The organism is Rhizobacter sp. Root1238, assembly GCF_001425825.1.
Lineage (GTDB): Bacteria > Pseudomonadota > Gammaproteobacteria > Burkholderiales > Burkholderiaceae_C > Rhizobacter.
Genome location: NZ_LMDM01000005.1, coordinates 80,055 through 105,049 on the forward strand (window position 1 = coordinate 80,055; position 24,995 = coordinate 105,049).

The 24,995-nt window shown below is 70.6% G+C and carries 27 protein-coding genes; 15 read left to right on the forward strand and 12 right to left on the reverse strand.

Going from position 1 to position 24,995, the window contains the following annotated elements; genetic code table 11:
• Positions 1–61: 61 nt before the first annotated feature.
• The 6 genes from ASC98_RS05840 (at position 62) to ASC98_RS05865 (ending at position 4,836) form a co-directional block, all read left to right on the forward strand.
• Complete coding sequence (locus tag ASC98_RS05840) at positions 62–1,630, forward strand: methyl-accepting chemotaxis protein (RefSeq protein ID WP_056807439.1); 1,569 nt, start codon at positions 62–64, stop codon at positions 1,628–1,630.
• A gap of 99 nt (positions 1,631–1,729) precedes the next feature.
• On the forward strand, positions 1,730–2,746 hold the full coding sequence (locus ASC98_RS05845; protein ID WP_056807443.1) for a DUF4034 domain-containing protein: 1,017 nt from the start codon (positions 1,730–1,732) through the stop codon (positions 2,744–2,746).
• Positions 2,747–2,863: 117 nt separating this feature from the next.
• A complete protein-coding gene (locus ASC98_RS05850) occupies positions 2,864–3,346 on the forward strand; it encodes a hypothetical protein (protein WP_056807447.1) in 483 nt (160 codons plus the stop codon).
• An 82-nt stretch (positions 3,347–3,428) separates the two neighbouring features.
• On the forward strand, positions 3,429–3,818 hold the full coding sequence (locus tag ASC98_RS05855) for a VOC family protein (protein WP_056807450.1): 390 nt from the start codon (positions 3,429–3,431) through the stop codon (positions 3,816–3,818).
• Positions 3,815–4,312: a GNAT family N-acetyltransferase gene (locus tag ASC98_RS05860; protein ID WP_056807453.1), complete on the forward strand. Its 498-nt coding sequence runs from the start codon at positions 3,815–3,817 to the stop codon at positions 4,310–4,312. The genes ASC98_RS05855 and ASC98_RS05860 overlap by 4 nt, the downstream gene beginning before the upstream one ends.
• Complete coding sequence (locus tag ASC98_RS05865; protein ID WP_056807456.1) at positions 4,312–4,836, forward strand: class IV adenylate cyclase; 525 nt, start codon at positions 4,312–4,314, stop codon at positions 4,834–4,836. The genes ASC98_RS05860 and ASC98_RS05865 overlap by 1 nt, the downstream gene beginning before the upstream one ends.
• 343 nt (positions 4,837–5,179) lie before the next feature.
• On the opposite strand, the gene ASC98_RS05870 is transcribed toward ASC98_RS05865, so the two are convergent.
• The 8 genes from ASC98_RS05870 to ASC98_RS30115 all read right to left on the reverse strand — a co-directional run bounded on the left by ASC98_RS05870 (position 5,180) and on the right by ASC98_RS30115 (position 12,612).
• Positions 5,180–6,946, reverse strand: a complete 1,767-nt coding sequence (locus ASC98_RS05870; RefSeq protein ID WP_162249242.1) for a type IV secretory system conjugative DNA transfer family protein — start codon at positions 6,944–6,946, stop codon at positions 5,180–5,182.
• A gap of 5 nt (positions 6,947–6,951) precedes the next feature.
• Complete coding sequence (locus ASC98_RS05875) at positions 6,952–8,022, reverse strand: CpaF family protein (RefSeq protein ID WP_056807462.1); 1,071 nt, start codon at positions 8,020–8,022, stop codon at positions 6,952–6,954.
• Position 8,023: 1 nt separating this feature from the next.
• Positions 8,024–8,503, reverse strand: coding sequence for a hypothetical protein (locus ASC98_RS05880; RefSeq protein ID WP_082596115.1), 480 nt, complete (start codon positions 8,501–8,503; stop codon positions 8,024–8,026).
• Positions 8,500–8,985, reverse strand: a complete 486-nt coding sequence (locus tag ASC98_RS05885; RefSeq protein ID WP_056807471.1) for a hypothetical protein — start codon at positions 8,983–8,985, stop codon at positions 8,500–8,502. Before ASC98_RS05885 ends, ASC98_RS05880 begins: the two co-directional genes overlap by 4 nt.
• On the reverse strand, positions 8,982–9,218 hold the full coding sequence (locus tag ASC98_RS05890; protein ID WP_056807474.1) for a hypothetical protein: 237 nt from the start codon (positions 9,216–9,218) through the stop codon (positions 8,982–8,984). The genes ASC98_RS05885 and ASC98_RS05890 overlap by 4 nt, the downstream gene beginning before the upstream one ends.
• A gap of 32 nt (positions 9,219–9,250) precedes the next feature.
• The gene (locus ASC98_RS05895; protein ID WP_056807477.1) at positions 9,251–10,630 is read right to left on the reverse strand and encodes a TrbI/VirB10 family protein; all 1,380 of its coding nucleotides are present in this window, start codon (positions 10,628–10,630) and stop codon (positions 9,251–9,253) included.
• A 69-nt stretch (positions 10,631–10,699) separates the two neighbouring features.
• Positions 10,700–11,719 carry a TrbG/VirB9 family P-type conjugative transfer protein gene (locus ASC98_RS30110; RefSeq protein WP_056807480.1) on the reverse strand — a complete coding sequence of 340 codons (1,020 nt, stop codon included), beginning with the start codon at positions 11,717–11,719 and terminating at the stop codon, positions 10,700–10,702.
• Between the two features lie 44 nt (positions 11,720–11,763).
• Positions 11,764–12,612, reverse strand: a complete 849-nt coding sequence (locus ASC98_RS30115) for a VirB8/TrbF family protein (RefSeq protein ID WP_157597777.1) — start codon at positions 12,610–12,612, stop codon at positions 11,764–11,766.
• A gap of 317 nt (positions 12,613–12,929) precedes the next feature.
• Here ASC98_RS30115 and ASC98_RS05910 point away from each other — a divergent pair, with 317 nt between their 5' ends.
• Positions 12,930–14,333, forward strand: a complete 1,404-nt coding sequence (locus ASC98_RS05910) for a sigma-54 dependent transcriptional regulator (protein ID WP_082541711.1) — start codon at positions 12,930–12,932, stop codon at positions 14,331–14,333.
• A gap of 120 nt (positions 14,334–14,453) precedes the next feature.
• Here the strand turns inward: ASC98_RS05910 and ASC98_RS05915 are convergent, their stop codons facing one another.
• The 4 genes from ASC98_RS05915 to ASC98_RS05925 form a co-directional block, all read right to left on the reverse strand.
• Positions 14,454–15,224, reverse strand: a complete 771-nt coding sequence (locus ASC98_RS05915; RefSeq protein ID WP_056807490.1) for a sigma-70 family RNA polymerase sigma factor — start codon at positions 15,222–15,224, stop codon at positions 14,454–14,456.
• On the reverse strand, positions 15,196–15,372 hold the full coding sequence (locus ASC98_RS30120) for a hypothetical protein (RefSeq protein WP_157597778.1): 177 nt from the start codon (positions 15,370–15,372) through the stop codon (positions 15,196–15,198). Before ASC98_RS30120 ends, ASC98_RS05915 begins: the two co-directional genes overlap by 29 nt.
• The gene (locus tag ASC98_RS05920; protein ID WP_056807493.1) at positions 15,369–15,824 is read right to left on the reverse strand and encodes a hypothetical protein; all 456 of its coding nucleotides are present in this window, start codon (positions 15,822–15,824) and stop codon (positions 15,369–15,371) included. Before ASC98_RS05920 ends, ASC98_RS30120 begins: the two co-directional genes overlap by 4 nt.
• A 140-nt stretch (positions 15,825–15,964) precedes the next feature.
• On the reverse strand, positions 15,965–16,216 hold the full coding sequence (locus ASC98_RS05925) for a hypothetical protein (RefSeq protein ID WP_157597779.1): 252 nt from the start codon (positions 16,214–16,216) through the stop codon (positions 15,965–15,967).
• A 172-nt stretch (positions 16,217–16,388) separates the two neighbouring features.
• Here ASC98_RS05925 and ASC98_RS05930 point away from each other — a divergent pair, with 172 nt between their 5' ends.
• The 8 genes from ASC98_RS05930 to ASC98_RS05965 all read left to right on the forward strand — a co-directional run bounded on the left by ASC98_RS05930 (position 16,389) and on the right by ASC98_RS05965 (position 24,878).
• Entirely contained in the window at positions 16,389–17,414 is a 1,026-nt protein-coding gene (locus ASC98_RS05930) for a hypothetical protein (protein WP_157597780.1), read from the forward strand.
• A 261-nt stretch (positions 17,415–17,675) separates the two neighbouring features.
• The gene (locus ASC98_RS05935; protein WP_056807502.1) at positions 17,676–18,782 is read left to right on the forward strand and encodes a hypothetical protein; all 1,107 of its coding nucleotides are present in this window, start codon (positions 17,676–17,678) and stop codon (positions 18,780–18,782) included.
• Between the two features lie 155 nt (positions 18,783–18,937).
• Positions 18,938–19,861 carry a MurR/RpiR family transcriptional regulator gene (locus tag ASC98_RS05940; RefSeq protein WP_056807505.1) on the forward strand — a complete coding sequence of 308 codons (924 nt, stop codon included), beginning with the start codon at positions 18,938–18,940 and terminating at the stop codon, positions 19,859–19,861.
• 20 nt (positions 19,862–19,881) lie between these two features.
• Positions 19,882–20,904, forward strand: a complete 1,023-nt coding sequence (locus ASC98_RS05945; RefSeq protein WP_056807640.1) for an amino acid ABC transporter substrate-binding protein — start codon at positions 19,882–19,884, stop codon at positions 20,902–20,904.
• Between the two features lie 40 nt (positions 20,905–20,944).
• Positions 20,945–22,075 (forward strand): amino acid ABC transporter permease, encoded by a 1,131-nt coding sequence (locus tag ASC98_RS05950; RefSeq protein WP_056807508.1) that lies wholly within the window; start codon positions 20,945–20,947, stop codon positions 22,073–22,075.
• Complete coding sequence (locus ASC98_RS05955) at positions 22,076–23,149, forward strand: amino acid ABC transporter permease (protein ID WP_056807511.1); 1,074 nt, start codon at positions 22,076–22,078, stop codon at positions 23,147–23,149. It begins immediately after the preceding gene.
• Between the two features lie 5 nt (positions 23,150–23,154).
• Positions 23,155–23,898 carry an amino acid ABC transporter ATP-binding protein gene (locus ASC98_RS05960; protein WP_056807642.1) on the forward strand — a complete coding sequence of 248 codons (744 nt, stop codon included), beginning with the start codon at positions 23,155–23,157 and terminating at the stop codon, positions 23,896–23,898.
• Between the two features lie 2 nt (positions 23,899–23,900).
• Positions 23,901–24,878 carry an isoaspartyl peptidase/L-asparaginase family protein gene (locus ASC98_RS05965; protein WP_056807514.1) on the forward strand — a complete coding sequence of 326 codons (978 nt, stop codon included), beginning with the start codon at positions 23,901–23,903 and terminating at the stop codon, positions 24,876–24,878.
• Positions 24,879–24,995: the final 117 nt, after the last annotated feature.

Below are 24,995 nucleotides of genomic sequence, written 5' to 3' on the forward strand. Positions count from 1 at the left end.
TTCCGCTCAAGTGGCGCAAACGGTTGCCGATAAGCCAGCGTCTTCCTCTATCCGACGCACCATGCTCCTCGACAACCTCTCCATCGGCAAGCGCCTCACCGTCGTCCTCGGCCTGATCCTCGGGCTGTCGGTCGCGAGCAGCCTGTATGCGGTGCACGCGCTGCACCGCACCAGCGCCGAGATCGACGTGATGATCGCCGACAACGTGAAGACCGAGCGCGCGCTGTCGGACTGGCTGCGCTTCACCACCTCCGGCGTGCAGCGCGCCGCGGCGATCGCGAAGAGCAGCGACCCGAGCCTGATCGAGTACTTCGCCGGCGCCACCGCCGAGTCGATCAAGCAGACCACCGAGCTGCAGAAGCAGATCGAGCCGCAGATGAACACGGCCGACGAACGGCGCCAGTACGACCAGGTCGGCGAATTGCGCAAGGGCTACCTCGCCGCGCGCGAAGAGGTCAGCAGGCTGAAGAAGGCCGGCGACGCCGACGGCGCGAGCCGCTCGTTCAACGAGCAGTTCGAGCCGAAGGCGCGCGAGTACATCGCCGCGGTGCAGGCGCTGTGCAATGCGCAGCGGGAGCAGCTCGACGCCAACGGCCGTGCCGCCGAAGCGCGCCGCGCCGGCGCGACCACGCTGCTGATCGTCAGCGCGGTGCTGTCGCTGCTGGTCGGCGTGACGCTGGCCGTGTCGCTGGCGCGCAGCATCACGACGCCGCTGCGCCGTGCGGTGGCGATGGCCGATGCGATCGCCCGCATGGACCTGAGCGCCGCGGCGCAGAGCCGCTACGCGCCCGACGAGACCGGCCAGCTGCTGCGCTCGATCGACGCGATGCGCACGGCGCTCACGCGCACGCTGAACGAGGTGCGCGGCGTGGCCGACGGCATCTCGACCGCCAGCACGCAGATCGCGACCGGCAACCAGGACCTGAGCGCGCGCACCGAGCAGGCCGCGAGCAGCTTGCAGCAATCGGCCGCGTCGATGGAGCAGCTGACCGGCACCGTGCGCCAGAGCGCCGATTCGGCCTCGCAGGCGTCGCAGCTCGCGTCGTCGGCGGCCCAGGTGGCCGAGCGCGGCGGCGCGGTGGTGTCGCAGGTCGTCTCGACGATGGACGAGATCAACGCCAGCTCGAAGAAGATCGCCGACATCATCGGCACGATCGACGGCATCGCGTTCCAGACCAACATCCTGGCGCTGAACGCCGCAGTGGAAGCGGCCCGCGCCGGCGAACAGGGCCGCGGCTTCGCGGTGGTGGCCGGCGAGGTGCGCAGCCTCGCGCAGCGCAGCGCCGAGGCGGCCCGCGAGATCAAGGGCCTGATCGGCCAGAGCGTCGACAAGGTCGAGGCCGGCAGCCGGCTGGTGCAGGACGCCGGCAGCACGATGGGCGAGATCGTCGTCAGCGTGAAGCGGGTGACCGACATGATCAGCGAGATCAGCGCCGCGTCGAACGAGCAGAGCCAGGGCATCGGCCAGGTCAATGTCGCGGTGAACCAGCTCGACCAGATGACGCAGCAGAACGCCGCGCTGGTCGAGGAGTCGGCCGCCGCGGCCGAGAGCCTGAAGGACCAGGCGCTGCGGCTGAGCGGGATCATCGGGACGTTCCGGCTGGCGGGGCCGCGAATGGCCACGGTGTGATTGCGGCAGGGCTTCGACGACCTGATGGAATGCGCCGGCCCTGACGTGCCGTGCGGCAGAATCGCGCCGATCCATATCGACCGGACCGGGAGAGAACGAATGACGGCACGAAGATTTCGCCAACGCGCGGATGCGTGGGCCTGCGCGCTGGCGCTGGTGGGGTGCGTGTTCGGCCTGACGGCACAGACCGCGCGTGCCGAAGCGGTCGCGGACTGCATGGGAACCGCCGAGCAGGATCAGGCGCTGCAACGCCTGCAGACGCTCTACCGGCAAGAGCAGTTCGCGAAGCTCGATGCGGCGATGGCCTGCCTGATGACGGCGCCGGCCGGGTTCAGTTCCGGCAAGCCGGGCGGCGCGGCGGTCTACTGGATGTTTCGCCGGCAGATGCCGGCGCCCGGAGCCGACCCGATGGAGGCCGCCCGCATTGCGCGCTGGCGCCAGCAGCTTCCCGCGTCGATGTTCGCCGAGTTCGCCGGCTACCGGCTCCAGTACGCGAATGCCTGGGATGCACGTGGCATGAGCACCGCAGACCGTGTCGGGCAAACCGCATGGGCGTCCTTCGACGCTCAGCTGACGCAGGCGGAAGCGGGCATGCTCGAGGCGAGCGCCGAACTGCGCGGTACACCCATCTGGCACACCCTGCTGCTCGCCGTCGTGCAAGACATGCGCTCTCCGCGCCGCACGGCCGACGCGGTGTTCCAGGAGGGCATCGGCAAGTGGCCCGACTTCTACGACCTCCACGAACTTCGGCTGACACGGCTCGTTCCGCGATGGGGCGGCAGCTGGGAGACGGTGGATGCAGCCATCGATCGCTGGGCGAAGGCATCGGGCACCGCGCCGGGCGGCGCCCGTTATGCGCAGCTCTATCTCAGCGTGCTCGACACCACCGGCACCGACCCTCGGCAGACTCGGCTTGCATGGCCGCGCATGAAAGCCGGCCTCGAAGAACTGGTTGGGCAATACCCCGACCCGGCCTTCAAGAATGCCGCGGCCAGCATCGCCTGCGTCTACGGCGACGTGGCTTACCACCAGGCGTCGATGCGTCGCATTGCGGCGGCCGAGGCGCGGCCAGCGGCGTGGATACGCGGCACCAGTCCGGCCGCCTGCGCAGGCTGATCGCACAGGCGTTCGAGTCATCCGGGCCACATCCGCAGGCATTTCGACACGCCCCTTACCGGTGCGAACCCGCGGTGGCGCCGCGCGGCCCCGCAAGCCGCTAGCATCGCGTTCGTCATGGAATTCAGTCCCGAACTGTTCGCGGCGGTGGTCGCCGCAGTCGCCTTTGCCGCCGGCCTGTGGTACGTGCGGGCCCGCCGCCGCCAGACCCGCACCCGCGGCGGCAGCGGCCGTGCGGCCCGGGGCCCGGCCAACCTGCGCTTCACCTGCGCCAACTGCACCAAGCAGTTCACGCACTCTCGCCGCACGCTGCTCGCCTACGAGCAAGGCGCCCGGCAGTTCTTCTGCAGCGCCTGCCACACGCGCTGGCGCGGCTCGCAATCGGTGATCCAGAACCGCACGCACGGGCCCGGCGAGATGCTGGCCCGCCGCGACGCCCACCACGCGAAGCAGGCACAGCTGGCCGAAGCCGCCAAGCGCGTGCAGCCGCCTGCGCCGGCGTCGGCGGGCGCCGCCGCGAAGCGCGGCTGCCTGGGCCTGGCCGCGCTGCTGGTGGCCGCGCCGGCGGTGCTCGGCTGGGCCGCGCTGCACTACTTTTGACGCGCGGCTTGCGAAATCCGCATGACCCCGGCGGAACGGCTGTGACATAGTGACCCGATCGAGGCCAGCCCCGTCGTTCCCCATGTCTCCTGAGCCCCTGATCGCCGTGCGCGATCTCGAATCGAGTCGCCACTGGTACCAGACCGTGCTGGGGCTGCGCAGCAGTGCCGCCGGAGTCAACGATGAAAAGCTGCTGAGCGGCGAGTGCGTCGTGATGCGGCTGCGCCCCTGGGACACCCGCCACCACCCGCACCTCGGGCGGCCCGATGTCCGCGCGCGCGGCAACGGCATGCTGCTGTGGTTCCGCACCGACGATTTCGACGCCGCCGTGCTGCGCGTGCGCCAGCAGGCCGCCCAGGTGCTCGAAGGGCCCGAGCTGAACCCGAACGTCGGCCAGCGCGAGATCTGGCTGCGCGATCCCGACGGCTACGTCGTGGTGCTGGCCGGTCCCGAAGGCGAGGTGGCGGCATGACGCCCGCCACGCTCGCGCCGATGCGCCCGCACCGCTATGCCGACTGGGTCGCGGCGAGCGTGCGCGGCTATGCCGAACTGAACGTCGCGTCGGGCCGCTGGCCGTCGGACGGTGCCGTCGAGCGCTCGCGGTCCGAGTTCGAACGGCTGCTGCCGCAGGGCCTCGCGACGCCCGACCAGCACATCTGCGAGATCTGGTCCGCCGACGGCACGCAAGCGGTCGGCGCGCTGTGGATCGCGCTGCAGCGCCACCCCGCCGGTGTCGGCGCGTATGTGTTCGACATCGAGGTGTTGCCCGAGCACCGCCGCCAGGGCCATGCGCGGCGGGCCTTCATCGCGATGGAGCCGTTCGCCGCGGCGTTCGGCGCCACCAGCATCGGCCTGCATGTGCATGCCCACAACGCCGGCGCACGCGCCCTGTACGAGTCGCTCGGCTACGGTGTCACCGGCGTCAACATGCACAAGGCGCTGGACCCGACGGTGCTGACCGGCTGATGGCACGCAACATCGAGATCAAGGCGCGGATCGACGGCATCGAACGCATCGAGCCGCTCGTGGCCACGCTGGCACAGCACGGCCCCGAGCCGATCGCGCAGGACGACACCTTCTTCCAATGCGCGAACGGCCGGCTGAAGCTGCGCGCGTTCAGCGACACCGCGGGAGAACTGATCTTCTACCGCCGCGCCGACCAGGCCGGGCCGAAGGAATCGTTCTACGTCCGCTCGACGACCACCGAGCCGGCGGTGCTGCGCGACCTGCTGACGCTGGCCCACGGCCAGGCGGGCCGGGTGCGCAAGCAGCGCACGCTGTACCTGGTGGGCCGCACGCGGGTGCACCTCGACCGCGTCGAGGGGCTGGGCGAATTCCTGGAGCTGGAGGTCGTGCTGCGCGACGGCGAGCCGGCCGAAGCCGGCGTGGCCGAGGCGCATGCATTGATGGCGCAGCTGCAGGTGTCGGCCGGGCAATTGGTCGAGCACGCGTATGTCGACCTGCTGGCCGACCGGGCGCCTCTTCGTTGAGGGGGCTGGTGTGGTGCGCGCAGACAGCCGCTGCGAGGCTGGACCAAAGGCTCAGCGAAGCCGGTTCCCTGGGCATTGCTTGGTCCCTTTGGTCGTAGCCCGAATGCCAATCCGTGAATGGTCGATCACATCGAACCTCGCCCCCCGGATTCCGCTGCGCGCCATCCGGGCTACGGATTCGTCGGTCTGTTCAATCTTTCCTCGCAACAGAGTGGGGGTGCCGCAAAGGCGCGTGTGGGAGGCTGTGGCGCGCCAATAAGGAGGGGCCGAGGACCGCCCCCGACGGCGCGCTACAGCCTCCCACACGCGCCTTTGCCGCACCGACCGATGAACGAGGTGCAGCTCATGCGTCGGCCGCGCTCTCCTCGGCCGCCTTCGCCACCGGCTTGCGGTACAGCACGCGCGCCGTGTCGGCCTTCACGAAGCAGGTGTAGACCACCTCGGCCAGCCGCTCCGGCGCATACAGCACGCCGACCCGCGGCGACAGGCTCAGCATCTCGTTCGGCGAGATCACCGGCACCTCCAGGTCCGACAGCATCCGCTTCGGCGTGTAGGCCTCGCCACCGAAACGGTTGTATTCGACGCTGGCCGACTTGGTCACGCGCACGATCTTCGTGCCCGACAACAGGCTCGCCCATTCGGCGGTCTCCGGGTCGCTCGCGCGGTACAGCAGCTTCACCTGGCAGTTCACCAACACGCCCGATTCGATCGCCTGCACGTTCAGCGAACGGTCCTCCGGGCTGCGCAGGTCATGGATCGACTGGTGCAGCAACACCATGTTCACCTTGAAGCCGGCGATCGTCGCGAGCGCGTCGCTCACCTCCTGCGAGATCATGAACTTCAGCTCGTCGATCGCGAGCGTCAGCTGGCGCGTGCGCTCGGGCGCGAGGCGCCGCGCCTCCTGGATCACCTCGGTCACGAAGGCCTGCGTCGCGCGCCGGATCGTCGGGTCGTCCAGCGAGCCGCGCACGTAGATCGTCGCACCCGCCTTCAGCGCCTCGCCGATCTTGTTGCCGCCGCCCTTCTTCGGGTTCAGCGACGGCAGCATGCCGAACTCCACCAGGTTGTCGTACAGCCGGCTCGCGCTCTCCTTCAGCGGCTTGCCGTCTTCTCCGCGCTGCTCCAGCGCGGCGCGCAGCCCGGCGATGCTGGTGCCCGAGCGCGGCATGATGGTGTCGAGGATGGCCCGCTCGCGCGACTTGTAGAAGTCCGAGCCGTCGCCGGTGTTGTTGAGCCCGAAGCAGGCGCAGATGCGCGAGCGGCGGTCGCGCGGCGCACCGCCCTCGAACGGCGCCCAGCGCGTGTCCTCGTTGCCCAGGTCGATGTAGATGAAGCGCTGGCCCGCCCGCTCGCAGGCCTCGGCCATGATGTACGGGATGAAGGCATCGGCCTTCGGGTCGATGTAGACCACCGAATGGCCCTGCTCGATCGCCTGCTCCAGCGTCACGCCCAGCACCACGCCCTTGCCGAAGCGCGTCGGGCCGACGATCTGCATGTGCGTCGCGCGGAAGGTCTCGGCCGCGAGGAACATCGGCTTGCCGCCGGCATCGAGCCCGATGAACACCTGCCCATCGCGCCGGTGGCGGCGCGGGTCGAAATCGCGCGCCTTCAGCCGGCCGACCTCGTTGCGGATGTCGCTCTGCTTGTGGTCCTCCTGCCGCACCACCAGGCGCTGCACCAGGCGCGACATCTTCGGCGTCAGGTAGCGCGCCGACGCGATGCGCCCGGTCCAGCCGAGCAGCAGGCCGGCCGGCAGCAGCCAGCCCCAGCGCCAGGCCTGGCGCGACACGTAGTCGACGAACCACACATGGCCCTGGCCGGGCGCGTTGCCGAGTGCTGCCACGGTGGCGAAGTACATGCCCGGCCAGAAGATCAGCACCAGCGCGACCAGCGCATACACCGCCGCGCGGCGCAGCGCGATCTTCAGCACCTCCCAGATGCCGTACTCCGCCTCCTTGGCCGGCGGCACTCGCCACGGCAGCACGTTGATCAGCGCGAGCGTCGTCAGCGCGACCGCGGTGCACACCCACCACCAGGGCGTGGACCAGCGCATCGCCGCGATCACCGCCTGCGAGACCGTGCCGTTCAATGCATCCTGCAGTCCGTTCATGCCGTTCATGCGTCGTCGTCCCGGGTGTAGAGCATGCGGCGCATCGACGGCGCCTTGACCTGGTCGTGCCGGCCTTCGAGGTGGTTCCAGCGCCACAGCAGGTGGAACTCGCCGTCGTCCAGCTCGGCGATCTCGACGATGCGCCGGCCGTGGTGCGGCGTCTTCTGCGCATGCACGATCACGTCGAGGTTGTTGCGCACCTGGCGCTGCACGTGCTCGTACGGAATGGCCGAGAAGCCGGCCGCGGCCAGGTTGGTCAGCCGGTCGATGGTGTCGAGCGCGCTGTTGGCGTGGATGGTCGACAGGATGCCGGAATGGCCGGTGTTGGCCGCCGTCAGCAGCGCCTCGGCGGCGGCGCCGTCGCGCACCTCGCCGACGATCAGCCGTTGCGGCTCCATGCGCAGCGCGTTCTTCACCAGCCGGCTCATCGTCAGCGGCTCCACGTCCTTCGCGAAGCGGTGCGGCGCCTCCAGTGCCACCCAGTGCCGGCTGTCGATCTGCAGCTCGGCGGTGTCCTCGATGCTGACGATGCGGTCCTCCGGCGGGATGAAGTTCGACACCGCGTTCAGCAGCGTCGTCTTGCCGCTGCCGGTGCCGCCGGAGACCAGCACGTTGAAGCGGTTCAGCATCGCGAGCCGCAGGTAGCGGAACATCTCGCGGTTGAACGAGCCGCTGGCCAGCAGCGCCTCGGCGGTGAAGCGGGTCTTCGGGAACAGCCGCACCGTCATGTTGCTGCCGCTGACGCCGGTCGGCGCGAGCACCGCGTTGATGCGCGAGCCGTCGTCCAGCCGCGCGTCGAGCAGCGGGCGCTCGGTCGGGTGCACCTCCTGGCCGAGCGCGTTGGCGATCTGCTCGATCGCGGTGACGAAGTGGAATTCGTTGCTCCAGCGCGCGTCGACCGGCGCGAACTCGCCGTACCGCATGATGTAGACGCTGTCGAAGCGGTTCACGAAGATGCCGGTCACGCCCTCGAGCCGGAAGTACGGCTCGATCGGGCTCAGGTAGTGCCGCACCAGCTCCCACTGGAGCTTGACGGCGCTCTGCGCCTGCGGGCTTTGCGGGTCGTTGGCCGACATGTCAGCGCAGGCGTTGCAGCTCTCGCTGCAGCGCGTCGACGTTGTCGGCGTGGCGGGCCGCGGCCTGGCGGGCCTGGGTCTGCGCCTCGGCATCGCCGGCCGGCGCGGCCTTCACGATCTCGCGGGCGCGTTCCAGCAGCTGCTGTTCGGTGCGCAGCTCGGCGTCGATGATCGCGCGGCGGTCGGTGTCGCGCTCGCGTTGCAGCGCCACCGGAATGCGGCGGTCGGCCGGGGCGACTTGTACGCGCGACGGCGCGGCGGCCGGCGGCGGCTTCACCGGCGCATCGAGTGCGGAGGCGCGCGTCGCGAGCGGCGTGCAGTCGCGCTGGCGGGCCTCGGCGTCGCCGACCAGGTTGGTGACGATGCTGCGGCCCGGCTCCTGCAGCGACGGGCAGCGGTACAGCGCGGCGTGGGCCGGCAGGCACGCCAGGCAGGGGAGCACGCACGACAGCGCGCACGACAGGCGCAGCACGGGCCTCATGACGGGGCCCGCCAGGTGGCCACGCCCTGCAGCGCGAGCACCACGACCGCGAGCGGGATGAAGGTGTACTGCAGCGGCCAGCGGCGGGTGTGCCGCGCGCGATCGCGCCGGCAGGCCGGGGCGATGGCCAGCGCCAGCAGCGCGGCGTGCGCGAACGCGGTGGTCGGCACGGTGATGCCGCGCCCGGCCAGCGCAAGCGCCAGGCACCAGACCACCAGCAGCGCGTTCAGCGCGAGCGCATAGGCCAGCGCGCCGCGTTGCGGACCGACCTCGAACAACCCGGGGTCGAGGACCTGCGTGACGCGGTACAGCGCGAGCACCGACGGCAGCGCCATCAGCCACGCGAGCCAGGCCGGTGCGAGCACGCTCGTGACGATCAGCGGTGCGCACGCGGTGATGTACGGCAGCAGCGACCAGCGCAGGCGGGCCTGCGCGAAGTCGCCGTCGGCCAGGCGCAGCAGCAGCTCACGCAGGTGCTTCACCCCCGTTCGCCCTGAGCCTGTCGAAGGGTCGGGCCGAGCTTGTCGAAGCCCTGGTTCCATGTGCGCAGGCGCGTCGACAAGCTCGGGATGATCGGGCCCTTCGACAAGCTCAGGTCCTTCGACAAGCTCAGGATGATCGGGCCCTTCGACAGGCTCAGGGTGAACGGGCAACGCATCCCGTTCGGGCTGAGCCTGTCGAAGCCCTGGCTCGATGTGCACAGGCCCGTCGACATGCTCAGGGCGAACCGAGGTGGGAGCCGTCATTTCAGCGCATCGACTGCGGTGCCACCGCCGGCGCGAACTCGTCGATCGGTGCCCAGGCGCGCAGGAACAGTTCGTCGTCGAGGAACACGTTCATCGGCGTGCCCGGCTTCACGACGATGGTCGGCACCAGGTTCAGGTAGCGCGACGCGACGCGCCGGCCCACGTCGGCCAGCCCGGCGGCGATCTCGGCACCGGCGTCGCGCCCGGCCAGCACGCTGACCGCGAGGTTGGTGTCGTTGCTGGTCGAGCGCACGGCACGCGTCGCGGCCAGCCCGCCGATCACGCCGTAGGCCGCGACGCCGCCGAGCGTCGCGAGGAAATGCCGGTTCACGTCGCCCTCCAGCGCGGCGACGCCGGCACCGTCGAGCATCGCGCTGCGCGACAGGTCGATGCGCGCGCCGTTCGGCAGCACCAGCCACTGCGCGATCAGCGCCATGCGCTCGTTGATCGCCTCATTGACCGGCTTCGGCCGTGCCGAGCTGCCGAGCACGCGCGTGCCCTTCGGGATCAGGATCACGTCCTGGTTCAGGTCGTAGATGTCGCGGGCGATCAGCGCGCGCCAGCGGCCTTCCCAGTCGGAGTTGACCTCGATGTCGAGCACCGCCGCCATCACCGTGCCGACCGGCACCAGGTACTCGCCTTCGCGCTGCGCGTCGCCCTTCTCGCGGCGCGCGGTGGCCGTCTGGCCGACGATCGCGCCCGAGGCCTGCGCGCCGGCCAGGTCGCGCACGTAGCGCGCCGCCTCGTCGCCGGCACCGCTGCCGCCGCGCACGCGGTCAATCGCCTGGCGCAGCCGCGTCAGCGTCGACTGCGGCTGGCTGCCTTGTGCATCGGCTCCCACCGCGGCGGCGGCCACGCTGCCGGCCGCGGCGGTGCCGGTCGACGGCAGGCCGGCGCCCGATCCGGTGGTGGCCCCCGTGCGGCGCGGTGCGTCCTTCGGGTCACGGGGATCGCGCGGCGCTCGCGGGTTCGACACCAGCATCTCGTGCGAGCTGACCGCGGCGAGCGAGCGCTTCAGGTCTTCCATGCGCGCGGTCTCGCGCAGGTCCTGCTCGGGCGAACGCGGCGCGGCGGCCGACGACGGCGGCGGCGCCTCGCGCTGCGCTTCGGCGCGGGCGCGCTCCAGCGCGAGCTTCTTCTGCCGCTCGGTCTCCAGCCGCGCCGCCTCGACGCGCTGCTTGGCCTCGAAGTCGACGAACGGATCCTGCGGCGGCGGCTTGCCGGTATCGGCCACCGCGGCGACCGGCTTCGGCGGGCTGCGCAGCGAATCGACCAGCAGCCCGCCGACGATCAGGCCGCCGAGCACCGCGCCGACGATCACCACGCGCTTGCCGTGCTGCGAGACCTGCTCGTCGGCACCCGGCGGCTGGGTCGGCGGCACGCTGTCGTCGAAGGCTTGCGCAGGGGCGCCGGCCGGCGTGTTGCGAGGGGGGGGTGGGGGGTTGGCTCATCACGACTCCCGTTCGCCCTTGCGGGTGATGCTGAGGGTCTGCTTGCCCGAGTACAGCGTGAACTTCGGGAACAGGCCGCTGATCTGGTAGGTGCGCGTCGGCTCGTCGTAGGCGTAGTCGAGCAGCACCGCCTTGCCGTCCAGCTCGGCCATGATCGACGCGAGCCCCTGCGCGCCTTCCTTCATGCGCACGTAGGTGAAGCGGCCGTCGTCGTACACCGATTCGATCTCGCCGGCGGTCCAGCGCGAGAACAGCCCGCTCTCCCAGCCGTAGTTGCTGTTCAGCTTCTTGCGGTAGGCCTTCATCGAATCGCGCGCCTGGCGCTCCAGCCCGGCGTTGCGCTCGCGCAGCGCGCTGACCTCCTGCCGCGCGTCCTGCGAGTACGAGCCGTCGCTGCGCTGCTCGCCGGCGCGCGCCCAGGCGCCGCGCGAGATCAGCCCCGGGTCGGCCTGGATGTAGACGCAGTGCGAGATCTCCAGGTTCTCCGGCACGCGCGTCACCAGGAACTCATAGGCGTTGCCGCTCTGGCCGATGGCCGAAATCGTCGTCGAGCGGCCTTCGCTGGAACGGCTGGTCGGCTTGATGAAGATGCGGCTGTTGATCCAGTCGAGCGCCCACAGCTCCTTGTCGCCCATGATCACGTCGATGCCGGCTTCGGGCAGCGCGACGTGGATCTGCTTGAAGGGCTGCGCCTGCAGCCGGATGATGTCGCCGCGCTGCCAGTTGATCGTGCGGCAGCTCAGCGCCGGCTCGCCCGGGCGCGCCTGGTTGGCGGCGCGCGCCTGGATGCGCGGGGTGGCGGCTGCCACGCGGCGTGCAGGGGCCGGCGCCGCGGCCGATGCGGCGGGTGCTGCCGGATTGGCGGACGACACCGCATTGCGCGGCGCATCCCCCGGGCCGTCGAACGGCGTGGATTGCGCGCAGGCCGGGCCGGCGACGAGCGCCAGAGCGACCAGGCCGGCCAGCGTGAGGGGGGCGCGGTTCAGCGTGAAGGTGTTCATCGTGGCGCGTGGCTCCATGGGAATCTGGTTGCGGGCGGGTCTCAACGTGTTCAACCGGTCGCTCATCCGGTTTGCGCGACCTTGTCGTCGCGCGGCACCGGCGTCGGGTCTTCCTTCAGGTCGAGCGACAGGATCTCCAGCCCGAGCGGGTTGGCGATCAGCGCGCCCTTGTTCGCGGCGATCTCGTCCTTGCCCTTGATGCGCCAGCCCATCTGCACGATGGCATTGCGCCGGTCGACGACGGTGCCGTCGGGCTTGCGTTCGGTGAAGGTGGTGAAGACCAGCGTCTCGTACAGCGTGGTGCGGCCCTGGTCGGGGATCACCGACGGGATCTGCGTGCGGTGCTGCACCACCCGCACGCGCACGTCGCGTTCCAGGCAGCGCTGCTTGCAGTCGGTCAGTTCCGCGGCGACGCGCGCCGCGTGGTAGTCGTCGGCGCCGAGGAACTGCGCGACCAGCTTGGGCGACAGGAAGAAGCCGACGAAGCGGTAGTCGCCGGTGATGGTCGCGGCATTCTTGCGGTAGCGCTTCTCGACGAATTCGCTGAGCTTCGATTCGAGCGTGGTCTGGAAGAACTCGACCGGCCGCGCCTGGTCGGCGAACTCCACCGTGTACGCGCCCGACGGGTCGAGCTTGACCCAGGCCACGCGCACGTTCGACGCGAAGCGCTGGTCGGCGGTGTACCAGCCGATGGCCGAGAACAGCGTGATGCCCGACAGCAGCAGGAACGCGACGAACCAGCGCGCGCGGTCGGCCGACGCGGCGGCCAGCAGGTCGAAGCGCGACTGCGCGCGCAGCTTCGTGATCACCGCATCGGGGATCAGGCCCTGCTCGGTGTCGTGGGCGGGCCGCGGCCCGCCGGCACGCACGCTGTCCTTCGGGGATCGGGGCTTCTTCAGCAGAGGCGTCATGGTGGTGGGTCTCGCGGGCGGTCGTGGCGGGCGGTCGTGCCCTGAACAGCGCAACCCCGATGCCAGCTTGCGCGGCGCGCCGTCGCACGGCGCGAAATCTCAATCGCGCCAAGCAGTTAGACCTTCTCGCGGCGCCGTCGCGGGCCGCATCCATCGCGCCGCGACTGTGCGCGATGCCGCAAGGCATGCGGCGGTGCTGGCGGCAATCCGCACGCACGACGACCTGCCGGATCCGAGGGTGTTGGCGCGATCTGCATGGCCCCTACGAGTTCTCGTAGCTTGCGCGCCGGCCGCAGATCACTACGCTAGACCCCATCATGAAAGTCGCATTGCTTCACTTGTTCGGCAGCACCCGCGCACAACTCGCGGCCCATTTGCGTGACGGTGGCCTCGACGTGCACGCGGTGTCCAACGCGGAGGACCTGCTGACGCTGATCGCGTCGGGCGCGGCCGGCGTGGTGGTCACCGACCTGCGCCTGCCCGGCGTGCACGAAGGCATGGAGCTGCTGTCGCAGTGCCATGCGATGGACCCGCAGCTCACCGTGATCGCGTTGAGCGACCAGGAAGACACCGCGACCGCGGTCGAGGCGGTGCACCGCGGCGCGCGCGACGTGCTGGCGCCCGACCGGCTGCCGCGCCTGGCCACCGCGTGCCGGCAGGCGATCCGCTCGCGCGAGCTGACGCTGCAGACGCGCGCGGCCGAGTTGCTGCACGATGGCGAGCTGGCACCGGTGCGGCGCGGCATCGTGCCGATCCAGGACGTGCTGCGCGGCAACCACCCGGCGGTCGGCAAGCTGCGCCAGGTGCTGCTGCGGCTCGCGCGCGTCGACACCGACGTGCTGGTGAAGGCCGAGACCGGCTGCGGCAAGGAGGTGGTCGCGCGCTGCCTGCACGACTACGGGCCGCGTGCCGACAAGCGCTTCGTCGCGATCAACTGCGGCGCGATCCCCGAGAACATCTTCGAGAGCGAGCTGTTCGGCCACGAGGCCGGCGCCTTCACCGGCGCGACCAAGCGGCGCATCGGCAAGCTGGAGTACGCGGCCGGCGGCACGGTGTTCCTCGACGAGATCGAGAGCATGCCGATGGCGATGCAGGTGAAGCTGCTGCGCGCGCTGCAGCAGCGCACGATCGAGCGCGTCGGCGGCAACGAGCCGGTGCGGCTGAGCTGCCGCGTGGTCGCCGCGACCAAGGACGACCTGCTGGAGCTGTCGCGTGCCGGGCGCTTCCGCATCGACCTGTACTACCGCATCAACGTGATCGAGCTGTCGCTGCCGCCGCTGCGCGAGCGGCGCGACGACATCCCGCTGCTGGCGCATGCGTTCGCGCTGGAGGCGGCCGAGCACCACGGGTTGACCGACGCCGAGCTCGACATCGAGTTCGTCTGCCGGCTGATGGTGCGCGACTGGCCCGGCAACGTGCGCGAGCTGCGCAATGCGGTGGAGCGGCACGTGCTGGGCATGCCCGAGCTGGCGGGCGGCGACGACGCGCCGCAGCAGTCGCTGCCGCAGCTGGTGGCGTCGTTCGAGCGCACGGTGATCGAGCAATGCCTGCGCATGTGCGGCGGCTCGGTCACGCGGGCCTGCGAGGTGTTGCACGTGCCGCGCAAGACGCTGTACGACAAGCTGACGCGTTTCAGCGTGGATCCGCAGGACTACCGCGGCGACGGGCCGGCGGTGTCGGGCTTCGCGCCGATGACGCAGTCGGATTTCGCCGCGGTGTAGCTGGCTCACGGCGACCAGGGCTTCGACAGGCTCAGCCCGAACGGATCATTTCCGTTCGCCCTGAGCAGGGACTGAGCCTGTCGAAGGCCCGTGTCGAAGGGTCGGTTCCGCAGCGTGCCATCACATCAACGCCACATCCCGCGTCACCCCCGCGCTCTCCAGCGCCTCGCGCAGCGTCTGCAGCGCCGTCACCTGCAGCTGGCGGATCCGCTCGCGCGTCACGCCGCGCTCGCTGCTCAGCTGCTGCAGCGTGCATTCATCGCCGCCGTCGAGCCCGAAGCGCGCGACGATGATGTCGCGCTGGCGTTCCGGCAATTGCGCCACCTGCGCCCGCAGCAACTCGGCCAGCCGCGGTGCATCGCGCTGCTCGGCCACCTCGTCGGCCACGTCACGTTCGCTGAAGCCGGCGTCCGACAGCTGCTGCTCGACGTCCTCGTCGTCCATCGGCACCGGCGTCACCGGCGCCGCGTCGTGCGCCATCTGCAGCCGCAGCGGCGGCCGCACGATCGGCACCTGCATCGCGAGCGCCGTCTGCAGGTGGTGGCGGATCCAGAAGCCGGCATAGGTCGAGAAGCGCAGCCCGCGCGCGGACTCGAACTTCTGCAGCGCGACCAGCATGCCGACGTTGCCTTCCTCGATCAGGTCCAGCAGCTCCAGCCCGCGGTTCGAGAAGCCGCGTGCCATCGAGATCACGAAGCCGAGGTGGTGGCAGATCAGCGCGTCGCGGGCGTCGCCGTCGCCGCGGTCGATGCCGGCCAGCAGCTCCGATTCGTGCTGCGGCAGCAGCCGCGCGAAGCGGCGCACCTCGCGCATGTACAGCGTCATCAGCGTCGGCAGTGCCGCATCGCGGCGCGCCGACGCGTCAGCGCGTGGCGGCGGGCTTGCGCTCATCGGTGCTGGTGAGCGCGTCGGCACCGAGGTCGCGCTCGACGATGCGTGGGTTCGACGTGGCGTGGCCAGCCTGGCGCGGCGTCGCGGCGCAGGCCGTCAGCAACAAGCCCAGCAGGACGGGCAGCAGGCGGCGGGCAGCGGGCATCATGGTGTCTCCTTCGCGTCGTACGGCAGGCGTTCCACCGCGACCAGCCGGTTCACGTGGTCGACGACCAGCCGGTTGTCTTCGCCGATCAGCAGCAGCAAGGCCTGCTCGATGCTCATCACGCCGGCATGCGCGGCGATCGCCGGGATGCGACGCTGCAGCACCGCGGCGCTGTCGACCGGGTCGACCGTGCGGTAGGTGATGCGGTACTGCACCGGCTCCAGCAGCGACTTGATCGCATCGCCGACGGTGCCGCTGCGCGGATCGAACTCGACCAGCGTGCCGACCTTCAGCCGGTAGGCGGCCCCGGGCGGCGCGCCGGCGGCGAGCACCGGCTGCGGCAGCATCGCGAGCAGCAGCAGCGCACACACGAGACCGAGCACGCACCAGCGCAGCAACGCGGTGAGTTGCGGCGAACGCGCGAGCGGGTGGAAGCGCAGCGGAATCTTCATCATCGGCACTCCTGGCAGTGGCGGCTGTGTTGCGCAATGGCCGTGCCATCGTTGCGTGCAGCGTGCCACCGGGGCAGAACCGCGCGGCCGTGTGCGGCACGTCGCGCTCGGTGCCATCGGGCGTGCGCCACGCCACACACCGCTCAGGGCTCGACGGTCGCGTCGACGCTGCGCTGCAGCTGCGCCACCGCATGGCGCGTCACCGCGTCGGCCAGGCCTTCGGTTTCGAGCGCGCGGGCCAGCATCGCGCCGACCACCACCGAGAGGTCGGGGCGCATCTGCAGCTGCTTCTGCACCTGCATGCGCAGCTTCAGCGCGGCCTGGAACAGGTCTTCGGGGACCGGGACCCAGCGCATCGTGTCGCGCCGCCCGGTGGAGGAGGTGGGGGGTGTCATGGTCGGTGTGCCTCGCTGTGATGAACCGGGAATGCAGTGCAAGCCCCGGGCCGGCCTTGACAAGGGCGCGCGCCGCCCTAGACCCAGCAGGCGATTCCGCACGCGTGAAAGGCGGAAGGTCGCCGCACCTCACGCGGGAATCTGCGGGTCCGGAAACTCCGGCTCGCCTGACATGGAGGAGGTGGCAGTCTTGAGTGGACTGCTGGGCCGCAAGGTCCTGATCGCGGGGATGTTCTTCGTCCTGTACTGCGCGGGTGTCCAAGCCGTGCAGACGTCCAGCCGCGCGATCGGCGTGCTGTCGCTCGCGGGCGACTCGACGGTGCTGGCCGTGCGCTTCCAGGGTGTGTCCCTGGCGGTGCTCGTGGTGGCATTCGAGAGGGCTTGGCGGAAGCGTTCGCTGGATGTGTTCCGCCCGCACTACCTGGTCAACCGGGTGGGGCAGGCGATCACGCAGACCGGTCAGACGGTCTGCATCCTGTTCGCGTCGGTCGAGATGGCGGGGCAGCTGCAGTCGGCGGTGTCGATGGCTGTGGTGCCGGTCTGGACGTTGCTGGTCGGCGGGATCCTCTCCCGTTTCGGCAAGCACGACCGGATCAATGCGTCGGCGTGGGTCGCTCCGGCGATCTACGCCATCGCGGCCAGCCTGCTGGCTTCGGAAGCTCCGAGGGCCGAAGGCTCGATCTGGCACGGCATCGCGTACATGCTGGGCAGCGGGTTGTTCACGACCGTGCTGCACTACCTGACCGATGACGTGTCGAAGAAGGACGCGGCGGCCGGCGACGGGCGCGAAGAGAGCAAGCTCACCCAGGCGTTGTGGCAGAACGGTCCTGCCGCGGTGCTGGCGGTGCCGCTGTGGTTCACGGCGGTGCCGGTGGTGTCGCTGGAGCGGGCCACCGTTCCGTCGTCGCTGCTGGGGGTGCTGCTGGTTCTCGGTGTCGCGGGGTTCTCGCTGTTGCAGCAACTCGCGATGCAGCTCGCCTACGTCACCAGCAAAGGCACCGGCATCACCGTCGCGCGGCTCAACACGCTGCGCGGCTTCCAGGTGATGTTCGGCGCCGCGCTCGACATCTGGCTGTTCCACGACGTTCCCGGGCCCGTGCAGATCAAGGCACTGCTGCTGGTCCCGGTCGCGATGTGGGCCGGATGGTTGCTGACGACCACCAAGAAGAATCCCGATGAAGGCGCCGGTGTGCAGTAGCACGTCGGCCTGAATCGGATGCGATGCGGTCGCGCCGGGTGGTCGTCCACCTGGCGCGCCGCATCGCGACCCCGGAAGCGTCGGTTCGGTCCTGCAGCTCTCGCTGCTCGATCGTCCGGCGCTTCCTCCTTTTGGGCCTGCGCACTTGACAGCCGCCCCGCCTGCCCTACACCCAGCAGGCGAACCCCGGTTGGGGCTCGCACGGTTGAAGCGGCGTCCGCCCTCTGGGTGGTTGCCGCTTCACGGACGAGAAGAGGGAACATGAAGGGTGCACGAGCACTGCTCAACGGGTATCTGGGACAGGGGTTCCAGAGCGACAACCCGGAGCGCATGAAGGGTGGCGGAACGCAGTACCTCGCCATCTCCACCAACGGCGACCGGATCCAGCTGGACCCGAGCGTCAGGTCCCTGTTCCGCCCGGCCATCGCCCACCTGCGGCGCTGCGGCCTGAACCCGACGACCAACGTCGTCTGGAATCAGGGCGCGGTTCCGATGCTGCGCCGCGAAACGTACGTGCCCTGCATGTTCGAGCGCGCGTACGCTCCGCCGAACGTCCGGGAGCTCGACTGGGCCCGGGACTGGCAGATGGTGATCGAGGCCGCGTCGATGAAGTCGGAGTTCCCCGGTGTCATGAAGGACTGGGGGTTCTCGGGTCTGATCCCGAGGTCCCTGGTGTGCCGGCCCGGGGACACCGTCGACATCCCGCAGGACATGGACTCGGTGTGGTTCAAGCGCACCGTCGAGACCACCGGCGGAATCAACGTCGAGGGTCCCGTCGGGCGTGCCGATCTGGACGCCACCGTCCGCCGCTTCCAGCGGCGCGACGAGGCGTTCCAGGTGCAGGAGCACGTCCCCGGCGACGACTACTCGAACCAGTACTTCGCCGAGTTCGACGGTACGTTGCGCTTCCTGGCGACGACCGAGCAGGTGGTGATCAACGGTCACCACGCGGGCAACGAGACGTCTTCGGACAACTGGGGCCCGCTGACCCACGCGATCGCACAGAAGCTGGTGGCCCTCGGGCTGCGCGGCTTCTTCGGGATCGACTTCCGCGTCAACGGTCTGACGGGGCGTGTCACGGAGTTCAACCTCCGTGTCAACGGCTCGTCGGTGCCGGAGTACCTGCGCGTGCAGTTCGGATTCGACAAGGTCTTCCTGATCCGGGAGACCCAGGTGAACCCGAGGCTGTCGCTCACGCAGGCGCTCGACCGGCTGAAGAACACCGGGCACGAGCTGGACTCCACGGGCGGCGCTGTCGCCTACCTGTGGGGCTGGTTCAAGACCGGTCGCACTCTCGGGATCGCCATCTACGGTGACGACGCCCGGGCACGGTACGACGAGGTGAGCAGGATCCTGCTCGCCGCGTAGTTCCGCGGTTCAACACGCTTCATCACGTCCGCACCAAGACCGGGGGACAGTGCTTCTGCACTGTCTCCCGGTTTCCTTTTGGGGCGTGCATTCAGGGAAAGTCCTGAGTGAATGAAACGATTTACAAATGACTTATTGAATGTCATCATTCATTCATGCCGTCGTCATCGTCCTCACAAGCTTCCGCGCAGCAGCGCATCGCCGCCGCCGCGCAAGAGGCCTCGCCGTCGCTCGCGCGAGTGGGCCACTGGATGGCGGCGCACCCGATCCAGACGCTGTCGTGCAGCGCCGACGAGATCGCGTCGCTGACCGGCACCTCGGTCGCGGCGATCAACCGCTTCTCGGTCGCGGCCGGCTTCGAGGGCTTCACGCACCTGAAGGGCCAGCTCGGCCGCGAGCTCGAATCGGTGGTCGATCCGGTGCGCAAGCTCGACGGCGCGCGCAGCGGTGCCACCGGCCGCCCGGTCAAGGCCGGCAAGACGAAGAATGGCGACGCGCCGATCGATGGCGACGCCCTCGCGCAGGCCGGCAGCGTGCCGCAGATCCAGCGCGCCGCCGGCCGGCTGCTGAAGGCGCGCAACGTCTGGCTGCTCGGCCTGGGCACCAGCAGCTTCGTCGCCGGCTACGGCGCGCACGTGCTGATGCCCTACCTGCCGCAGGTGTGGGCGATCGCCGGCAGCGGCGGCACCGAGGTCGCGGCGCGCCGCCTGGCCCGCTGCAGCGACACCGACCTGCTGATCGCGATCTCGCTGCCGCGCTATTCGATCGCCACCGTGCGGCTGGCCGAGTTCGCCCGCAAGCGCGGCGCCCATGTCATCGCGATCACCGACAGCCCCACCGCGCCGCTCGCGACGATGGCCGACACGCTGCTGCTCGCACCCGCGCAGCACGCGGTGCTGCCGAGTTCCGCGCTCGGCGCGCTGGCGGTGATGGAGGCGCTGGTCGCCGCGGTGATGCGGCTCAATCCCGACGGCCTGCGCATCGCGCGCGAGCTGTCCGAATCGGTGCTGTCGCACCTGACCACCGACGCGCAATTCCCCGGTCAATCCGGCAATTTCCGCAACAAGGACGAGATATGAAGCAGTACGCCGCCCCGTTCATGTCACTGGTCGCCCGGTGCGCCATCGGTGCTGCAGCCCTCGCGCTGCCGATGGCCGCCCACGCCGGCAAGGTGCTCGACGGCATCAAGCAGAAGGGCGTCGTCACCTGCGGCGTGCACACCGGCCGCGTCGGCTTCGCGCTGGCCGACGGCAGCGGCAAGTGGAGCGGGCTCGACGTCGACTACTGCCGCGCGCTGGCCGCCGCCGTGCTCGGCGACGCCGAGAAGGTGAAGTACGTGCCGACCAGCGGGCAGACGCGCATCACCGCGCTGCAGAGCGGCGAGATCGACGTGCTGTCGCGCAACACCACCTGGACCTTCACCCGCGATGCGTCGCTCGGCCTCGCGTGGGTCGGCATCAACTTCTACGACGGCCAGGCCTTCATCGCGAAGAAGAAGCCCGGGCTCGCGAGCGTGAAGCAGCTCGGCGGCGCCACCATCTGCGTCGATGCCGGCACCACCACCGAGAAGAACCTCGCCGACTACTTCCGCGCCCACAAGCTGTCGTACAAGGCGGTCGTGTTCGACCAGGCCGAGGCGGCGCAGCAGGCCTTCGCGAGCGGCCGCTGCCAGGCCTTCACCGGCGACAGCGGCGCGCTCGCGGTGCTGAAGGCCACGCACCTGAAGAACCCGGACGACTACGTGATCCTGCCCGAGCTGGTCTCGAAGGAACCGGTCGGGCCGGCGGTGCGGCGCGGCGACGACGAATGGTTCGCGGTGGCCCGGTGGACGCTCAACGCGATGATCGAGGCCGAGGAGCTCGCGATCACGTCGGCCAACATCGACGGCCTCAAGTCCACCAGCAGCGACCCGGCGGTCCGCCGCTTCGCCGGCAGCGGCGACGACCTCGGGCGTTTCCTCGGTCTCGACAAGGACTGGAGCTACCGCATCGTCAAGCAGGTCGGCAACTTCGGCGAGAGCTTCGAGCGCAACCTCGGCGCGCGCTCGTCCGTCAAGCTGCCGCGCGGTCGCAACGGCCTGTGGACGCAGGGCGGCCTGCTGATGTCGCCGCCGCTGCGCTGAGGTCGCGATGTCCGCTGCATTCCCACCCCTCGGACCGCTCGTGGCTGTCCCCGAAGTCGTCGCGGATGCGCCGCCGCGCCCGCCGCTGCGCTGGCGCACGGTCGTGCCCCAGTTCATCGCGCTGCTCGCGGTGCTCCTGCTCGCCGGCTGGCTCGCGCACAACGCGGCGCAGAACCTCGCCGCGCGGCATGTCGCATCGGGCTTCGGCTTCCTCGACGACAGCGCCGGTTTCGCGATCTCCGAAGGCGTCATCCCCTACGACGCCGGCGACACCTACGCCCGCGCCTTCGCGGCCGGCATCGCCAACACGCTGCGCGCCGCGCTGCCGGCGGTGCTGCTGGTCAGCCTGCTCGGCTTCGCGGTCGGCATCGCGCAGCTCAGCCGCCATGCGCTGCTGCGCTGGAGCGCCATCGCCTACGTCGACCTGGTGCGCAACGTGCCGCTGCTGGTGCAGGTGCTGCTCTGGTACTTCGCATTGACGATGCTGCTGCCGGCGCCCGATGCACCGATGCAGTGGAGCGGCCTGGTCTTCCTGAGCAAGGGCGGGCTGGCGGTGGCGGTGCCGCAGCTCGATGCGCTGCTGGCCGCCGGGCTGCTCGCGCTGAGCCTGCTGTTGCCGTGGATGACCTGGCGGCTGCTCGGCCGGCGTGCCGCGGCCTGGCCGCTGGCGCCGGTGCTGGTCGCGGCGCTGTGGCTGCTGCAGCCCGGCAGCTGGGACCGGCCGGTGCTCGGCACGTTCGGCGTGACCGGCGGCGCGACGCTCAGCCCCGAATGGCTGGCGCTGGTCGGCGCGTTGACGGTCTACGCCGGCGCCTACGGGGCCGAGATCGTGCGCGCCGGCCTGCAGGCGGTGCCGCGCGGCCAGTGGGAGGCGGCGCATGCGCTCGGCCTGACGCGGGCGCAAACGCTGCGCCGCGTGATCGTGCCGCAGGCGCTGCGGGTGATCGTGCCGCCGTTCGCGAGCCTGGTGATGAACACCATCAAGAACTCGTCGCTCGCGGTCGCGATCGGCTACCCCGACCTGGTCTCGGTCGCGACGACCTCGCTGAACCAGAACGGCCAGGCGATCGAATGCATCGCGATCATCGCCAGCGTCTACCTGCTGCTGAACCTGCTGATCGCGCTGGCGATGGGCGCGGTCAACGCCGCGGTGCAACTGAAGGAGCGCTAGATGGACGCGACGCTCGATCTCGATCGCCCGCCGGCGCAACCCCCCGCGGTGCAGCGGCTGCGCGCCATGCTGTTCGCCGACCTGCTGTCCTCGCTGGTGTCGACCGCGCTGCTGCTGGTGCTCGGCTGGGCCGGCTGGAGCCTGCTGCGCTGGGGCGTGCTCGATGCCGTCGTGCAGCCCGATCCCGAAGCCTGCCGCGCGGCGGCCGGCGCCTGCTGGGGCGTGGTCTCCGAGAAGGCGCGGTTGGTGCTGCTGGGCCGCTTTCCGCAGGGCGAGCAATGGCGGCCGGTGCTCGGCAGCGCAGCCTTGCTGATCGGCGTGTGCGGTGCCGCGCACCCGCGGCTGTTCGGGCGCGTCGGCGTCGCGCTGCTGGCCGGCGCGCTGCTGCTGTTCGGCGTGCTGATGGCCGGCGGCGTGGCCGGACTCACGCCGGTCGGCAGCGACCTGTGGGGCGGGCTGCCGCTGACGCTGCTGCTGGCCGTCACCGGCTGCCTGCTCGGCGTGCCGCTGGGCATCGCGCTGGCACTCGGCCGGCGCTCCGGCTTGCCGCTGCTGCGCTGGCTGTGCGGTGCCTACATCGAGGCGGTGCGCGGCGTGCCGCTGATCACGCTGCTGTTCTTCGGTGCCTTCGTGCTGCCGCTGCTGCTGCCGCCGGCCTGGCGACTCGACCCGATGCTGCGCATCGCCGCCTGCCTGACGCTGTTCGGCGCCGCCTACCTGGCCGAGATCTTCCGCGGCGGGCTGCAGGCGGTGCCGCGCGGCCAGCTGGAGGCGGCGCACGCGCTCGGGCTGTCGCGCTGGCAGCGGCTGCGTCACATCGTGCTGCCGCAGGCGCTGCGCGTGACGATCGCGCCGACCATGAGCCACTTCATCGGCGCGGTGAAGGACACCTCGCTGGTCGCGATCGTCAATGTCTATGACCTGACCGGCACGCTGCGGCTCGCGATGGGCGATCCGCAGTGGCAACCCTTCTTCGTCGAGATGTACACGATGGTCGGTGCGGTCTACCTGCTGATCGGCATCTCGATCGCGCAGTACGGCCGTTGGCTCGGCCGCCGCCATGCCGTGAGGTGAACCTGATGACTGCATCCACTCCGCTGCTCGAGATCTCGGGCCTCCACAAATGGTTCGGCGCGTTCCATGCGCTGGCCGGTTGCGACCTGCAGATGGCCGAGGGCGAGAAGCTCGTGGTCTGCGGGCCGTCCGGCTCGGGCAAGTCGACGCTGATCCGCTGCATCAACGCGATCGAGCGGCCCGAGCGCGGCCGCATCGTGTTCGACGGGACGCTGCTCGACGATTCGCGCGAGGCGGCGCGTGCGCGGCTGGGCATCGGCATGGTGTTCCAGCAGTTCAACCTGTTCCCGCACCTGAGCGTGATCGACAACGTGATGCTCGCGCCGCAACTGGTGCAGCGCGAGGCGGCGTCGACCTCGCGGGCGCAGGCGCAGGCCCTGCTCGCGCGGGTGCGCATCGCCGAGCAGGCGGACAAGTTCCCCGGCCAGCTGTCGGGCGGGCAGCAGCAGCGCGTCGCGATCGCGCGGGCGCTGGCGCTGAAGCCGCGGTTGATGCTGTTCGACGAGCCGACCTCGGCGCTCGACCCCGAGATGGTCGGCGAGGTGCTGGAGACGATGCAGGTGCTGGCGCGCGACGGCATGACGATGATCGTCGTCACGCACGAGATGGGCTTTGCGCGGCGGGTGGCCGACCGCGTGGCCTTCATGGAAGCCGGGCGCATCGTCGAGCTGCAGCCGACCGCGCGCTTCTTCGACCAGCCGCAGAACGAGCGCACGCGTGCCTTCCTCGGCCAGTTGATGGCGCACTGAGCATGGAGCGGACCTACGTTCTCGCGCTGCATGGCGGCGCCGGCACCATCGCCCGCGCTCCTGCGCGCGACATGCGGCAGGCCGAGCTGCCGTACCACGCCGGGCTGCGCGCCGCGCTGTCGGCCGGGCAGGCGGTGCTGGCGCGCGGCGGCAGCGCGCTCGATGCGGTGGTGGCCGCGGTGTGCGCGCTCGAAGACAACCCGTTGTTCAATGCCGGCCATGGTGCGGTGTTCGATGCGGATGCCCGCCACACGCTGGACGCCGGCGTGATGGACGGCCACACGCTGGCGGCGGGTGCAGTGGCCGGCGTGCGGCGCACCCGCAATCCGGTGCAGGCGGCGCGCGAGCTGCTGCGCGACGGCGGCAGCGTGCTGTTGGGGGCCGATGGAGCCGATCGCTTTGCCGAAGCGCGCGGCCTGGCGATGGTCGATCCCGGCTATTTCTCGACGCCGCAGCGGCTCGCCCAATGGCGACGCCTGCGCATGCAGGCGGCCGGTGCGACGGCGCTCGACCATGACGCGGCGGCGCTGGCCGACGACGCGGTGCCGCTGTCGCCCGACGCGCCGCGGTTCGGCACGGTCGGCGCGGTCGCGCTCGACCGGCAGGGGCACCTGGCGGCGGCCACGTCGACCGGCGGCATGACCAACAAGGCGCCGGGCCGCATCGGCGATTCGCCGATCGTCGGCGCCGGGGTCTATGCGAACGATGCGAGCTGCGCGGTGTCGTGCACCGGCAGCGGCGAGCATTTCATCCGCGCCTGCCTGGCGCACGACATCCATGCGCGCATGCGCTACCTCGGCCAGGCGGTCGGTGCGGCGGCACAGGGCGCGATGCTGCAGTCGCTGGAGCCGCTGGGCGGCCGCGGCGGCGTGGTCGCGCTCGGCGCCGACGGCAGCCTCGCGATGCCGTTCAATTCGCAGGGCATGTACCGGGCCTGGGTGCGCGAGGGCGTGCCGCAGGCGACGGCCGTGTTCGAGTGAGCTGGCCCGCCCCGGCCACCCCGCCCGTTCGGGCTGAGCTTGTCGAAGCCTGGTGCCCCGCGCGCAGGCCCTTCGACAAGCTCAGGGCGAACGGAGATGGGCAGGCGCTCGACCGGT

Excerpts from the sequence above, each read along its gene's own strand:
- ASC98_RS05840 (WP_056807439.1), top strand. The coding sequence starts at position 62 with ATGCTCCTCGACAACCTCTCCATCGGCAAGCGCCTCACCGTCGTCCTC.
- ASC98_RS05845 (WP_056807443.1), top strand. The coding sequence starts at position 1,730 with ATGACGGCACGAAGATTTCGCCAACGCGCGGATGCGTGGGCCTGCGCG.
- ASC98_RS05850 (WP_056807447.1), top strand. The coding sequence starts at position 2,864 with ATGGAATTCAGTCCCGAACTGTTCGCGGCGGTGGTCGCCGCAGTCGCC.
- ASC98_RS05855 (WP_056807450.1), top strand. The coding sequence starts at position 3,429 with ATGTCTCCTGAGCCCCTGATCGCCGTGCGCGATCTCGAATCGAGTCGC.
- ASC98_RS05860 (WP_056807453.1), top strand. The coding sequence starts at position 3,815 with ATGACGCCCGCCACGCTCGCGCCGATGCGCCCGCACCGCTATGCCGAC.
- ASC98_RS05865 (WP_056807456.1), top strand. The coding sequence starts at position 4,312 with ATGGCACGCAACATCGAGATCAAGGCGCGGATCGACGGCATCGAACGC.
- ASC98_RS05870 (WP_162249242.1), bottom strand. The coding sequence starts at position 6,946 with ATGAACGGACTGCAGGATGCATTGAACGGCACGGTCTCGCAGGCGGTG.
- ASC98_RS05875 (WP_056807462.1), bottom strand. The coding sequence starts at position 8,022 with ATGTCGGCCAACGACCCGCAAAGCCCGCAGGCGCAGAGCGCCGTCAAG.
- ASC98_RS05880 (WP_082596115.1), bottom strand. The coding sequence starts at position 8,503 with ATGAGGCCCGTGCTGCGCCTGTCGTGCGCGCTGTCGTGCGTGCTCCCC.
- ASC98_RS05890 (WP_056807474.1), bottom strand. The coding sequence starts at position 9,218 with ATGTCGACGGGCCTGTGCACATCGAGCCAGGGCTTCGACAGGCTCAGC.
- ASC98_RS30110 (WP_056807480.1), bottom strand. The coding sequence starts at position 11,719 with ATGGAGCCACGCGCCACGATGAACACCTTCACGCTGAACCGCGCCCCC.
- ASC98_RS30115 (WP_157597777.1), bottom strand. The coding sequence starts at position 12,612 with ATGACGCCTCTGCTGAAGAAGCCCCGATCCCCGAAGGACAGCGTGCGT.
- ASC98_RS05910 (WP_082541711.1), top strand. The coding sequence starts at position 12,930 with ATGAAAGTCGCATTGCTTCACTTGTTCGGCAGCACCCGCGCACAACTC.
- ASC98_RS05915 (WP_056807490.1), bottom strand. The coding sequence starts at position 15,224 with ATGAGCGCAAGCCCGCCGCCACGCGCTGACGCGTCGGCGCGCCGCGAT.
- ASC98_RS30120 (WP_157597778.1), bottom strand. The coding sequence starts at position 15,372 with ATGATGCCCGCTGCCCGCCGCCTGCTGCCCGTCCTGCTGGGCTTGTTG.
- ASC98_RS05920 (WP_056807493.1), bottom strand. The coding sequence starts at position 15,824 with ATGATGAAGATTCCGCTGCGCTTCCACCCGCTCGCGCGTTCGCCGCAA.
- ASC98_RS05925 (WP_157597779.1), bottom strand. The coding sequence starts at position 16,216 with ATGACACCCCCCACCTCCTCCACCGGGCGGCGCGACACGATGCGCTGG.
- ASC98_RS05930 (WP_157597780.1), top strand. The coding sequence starts at position 16,389 with ATGGAGGAGGTGGCAGTCTTGAGTGGACTGCTGGGCCGCAAGGTCCTG.
- ASC98_RS05935 (WP_056807502.1), top strand. The coding sequence starts at position 17,676 with ATGAAGGGTGCACGAGCACTGCTCAACGGGTATCTGGGACAGGGGTTC.
- ASC98_RS05940 (WP_056807505.1), top strand. The coding sequence starts at position 18,938 with ATGCCGTCGTCATCGTCCTCACAAGCTTCCGCGCAGCAGCGCATCGCC.
- ASC98_RS05945 (WP_056807640.1), top strand. The coding sequence starts at position 19,882 with ATGTCACTGGTCGCCCGGTGCGCCATCGGTGCTGCAGCCCTCGCGCTG.
- ASC98_RS05955 (WP_056807511.1), top strand. The coding sequence starts at position 22,076 with ATGGACGCGACGCTCGATCTCGATCGCCCGCCGGCGCAACCCCCCGCG.
- ASC98_RS05960 (WP_056807642.1), top strand. The coding sequence starts at position 23,155 with ATGACTGCATCCACTCCGCTGCTCGAGATCTCGGGCCTCCACAAATGG.
- ASC98_RS05965 (WP_056807514.1), top strand. The coding sequence starts at position 23,901 with ATGGAGCGGACCTACGTTCTCGCGCTGCATGGCGGCGCCGGCACCATC.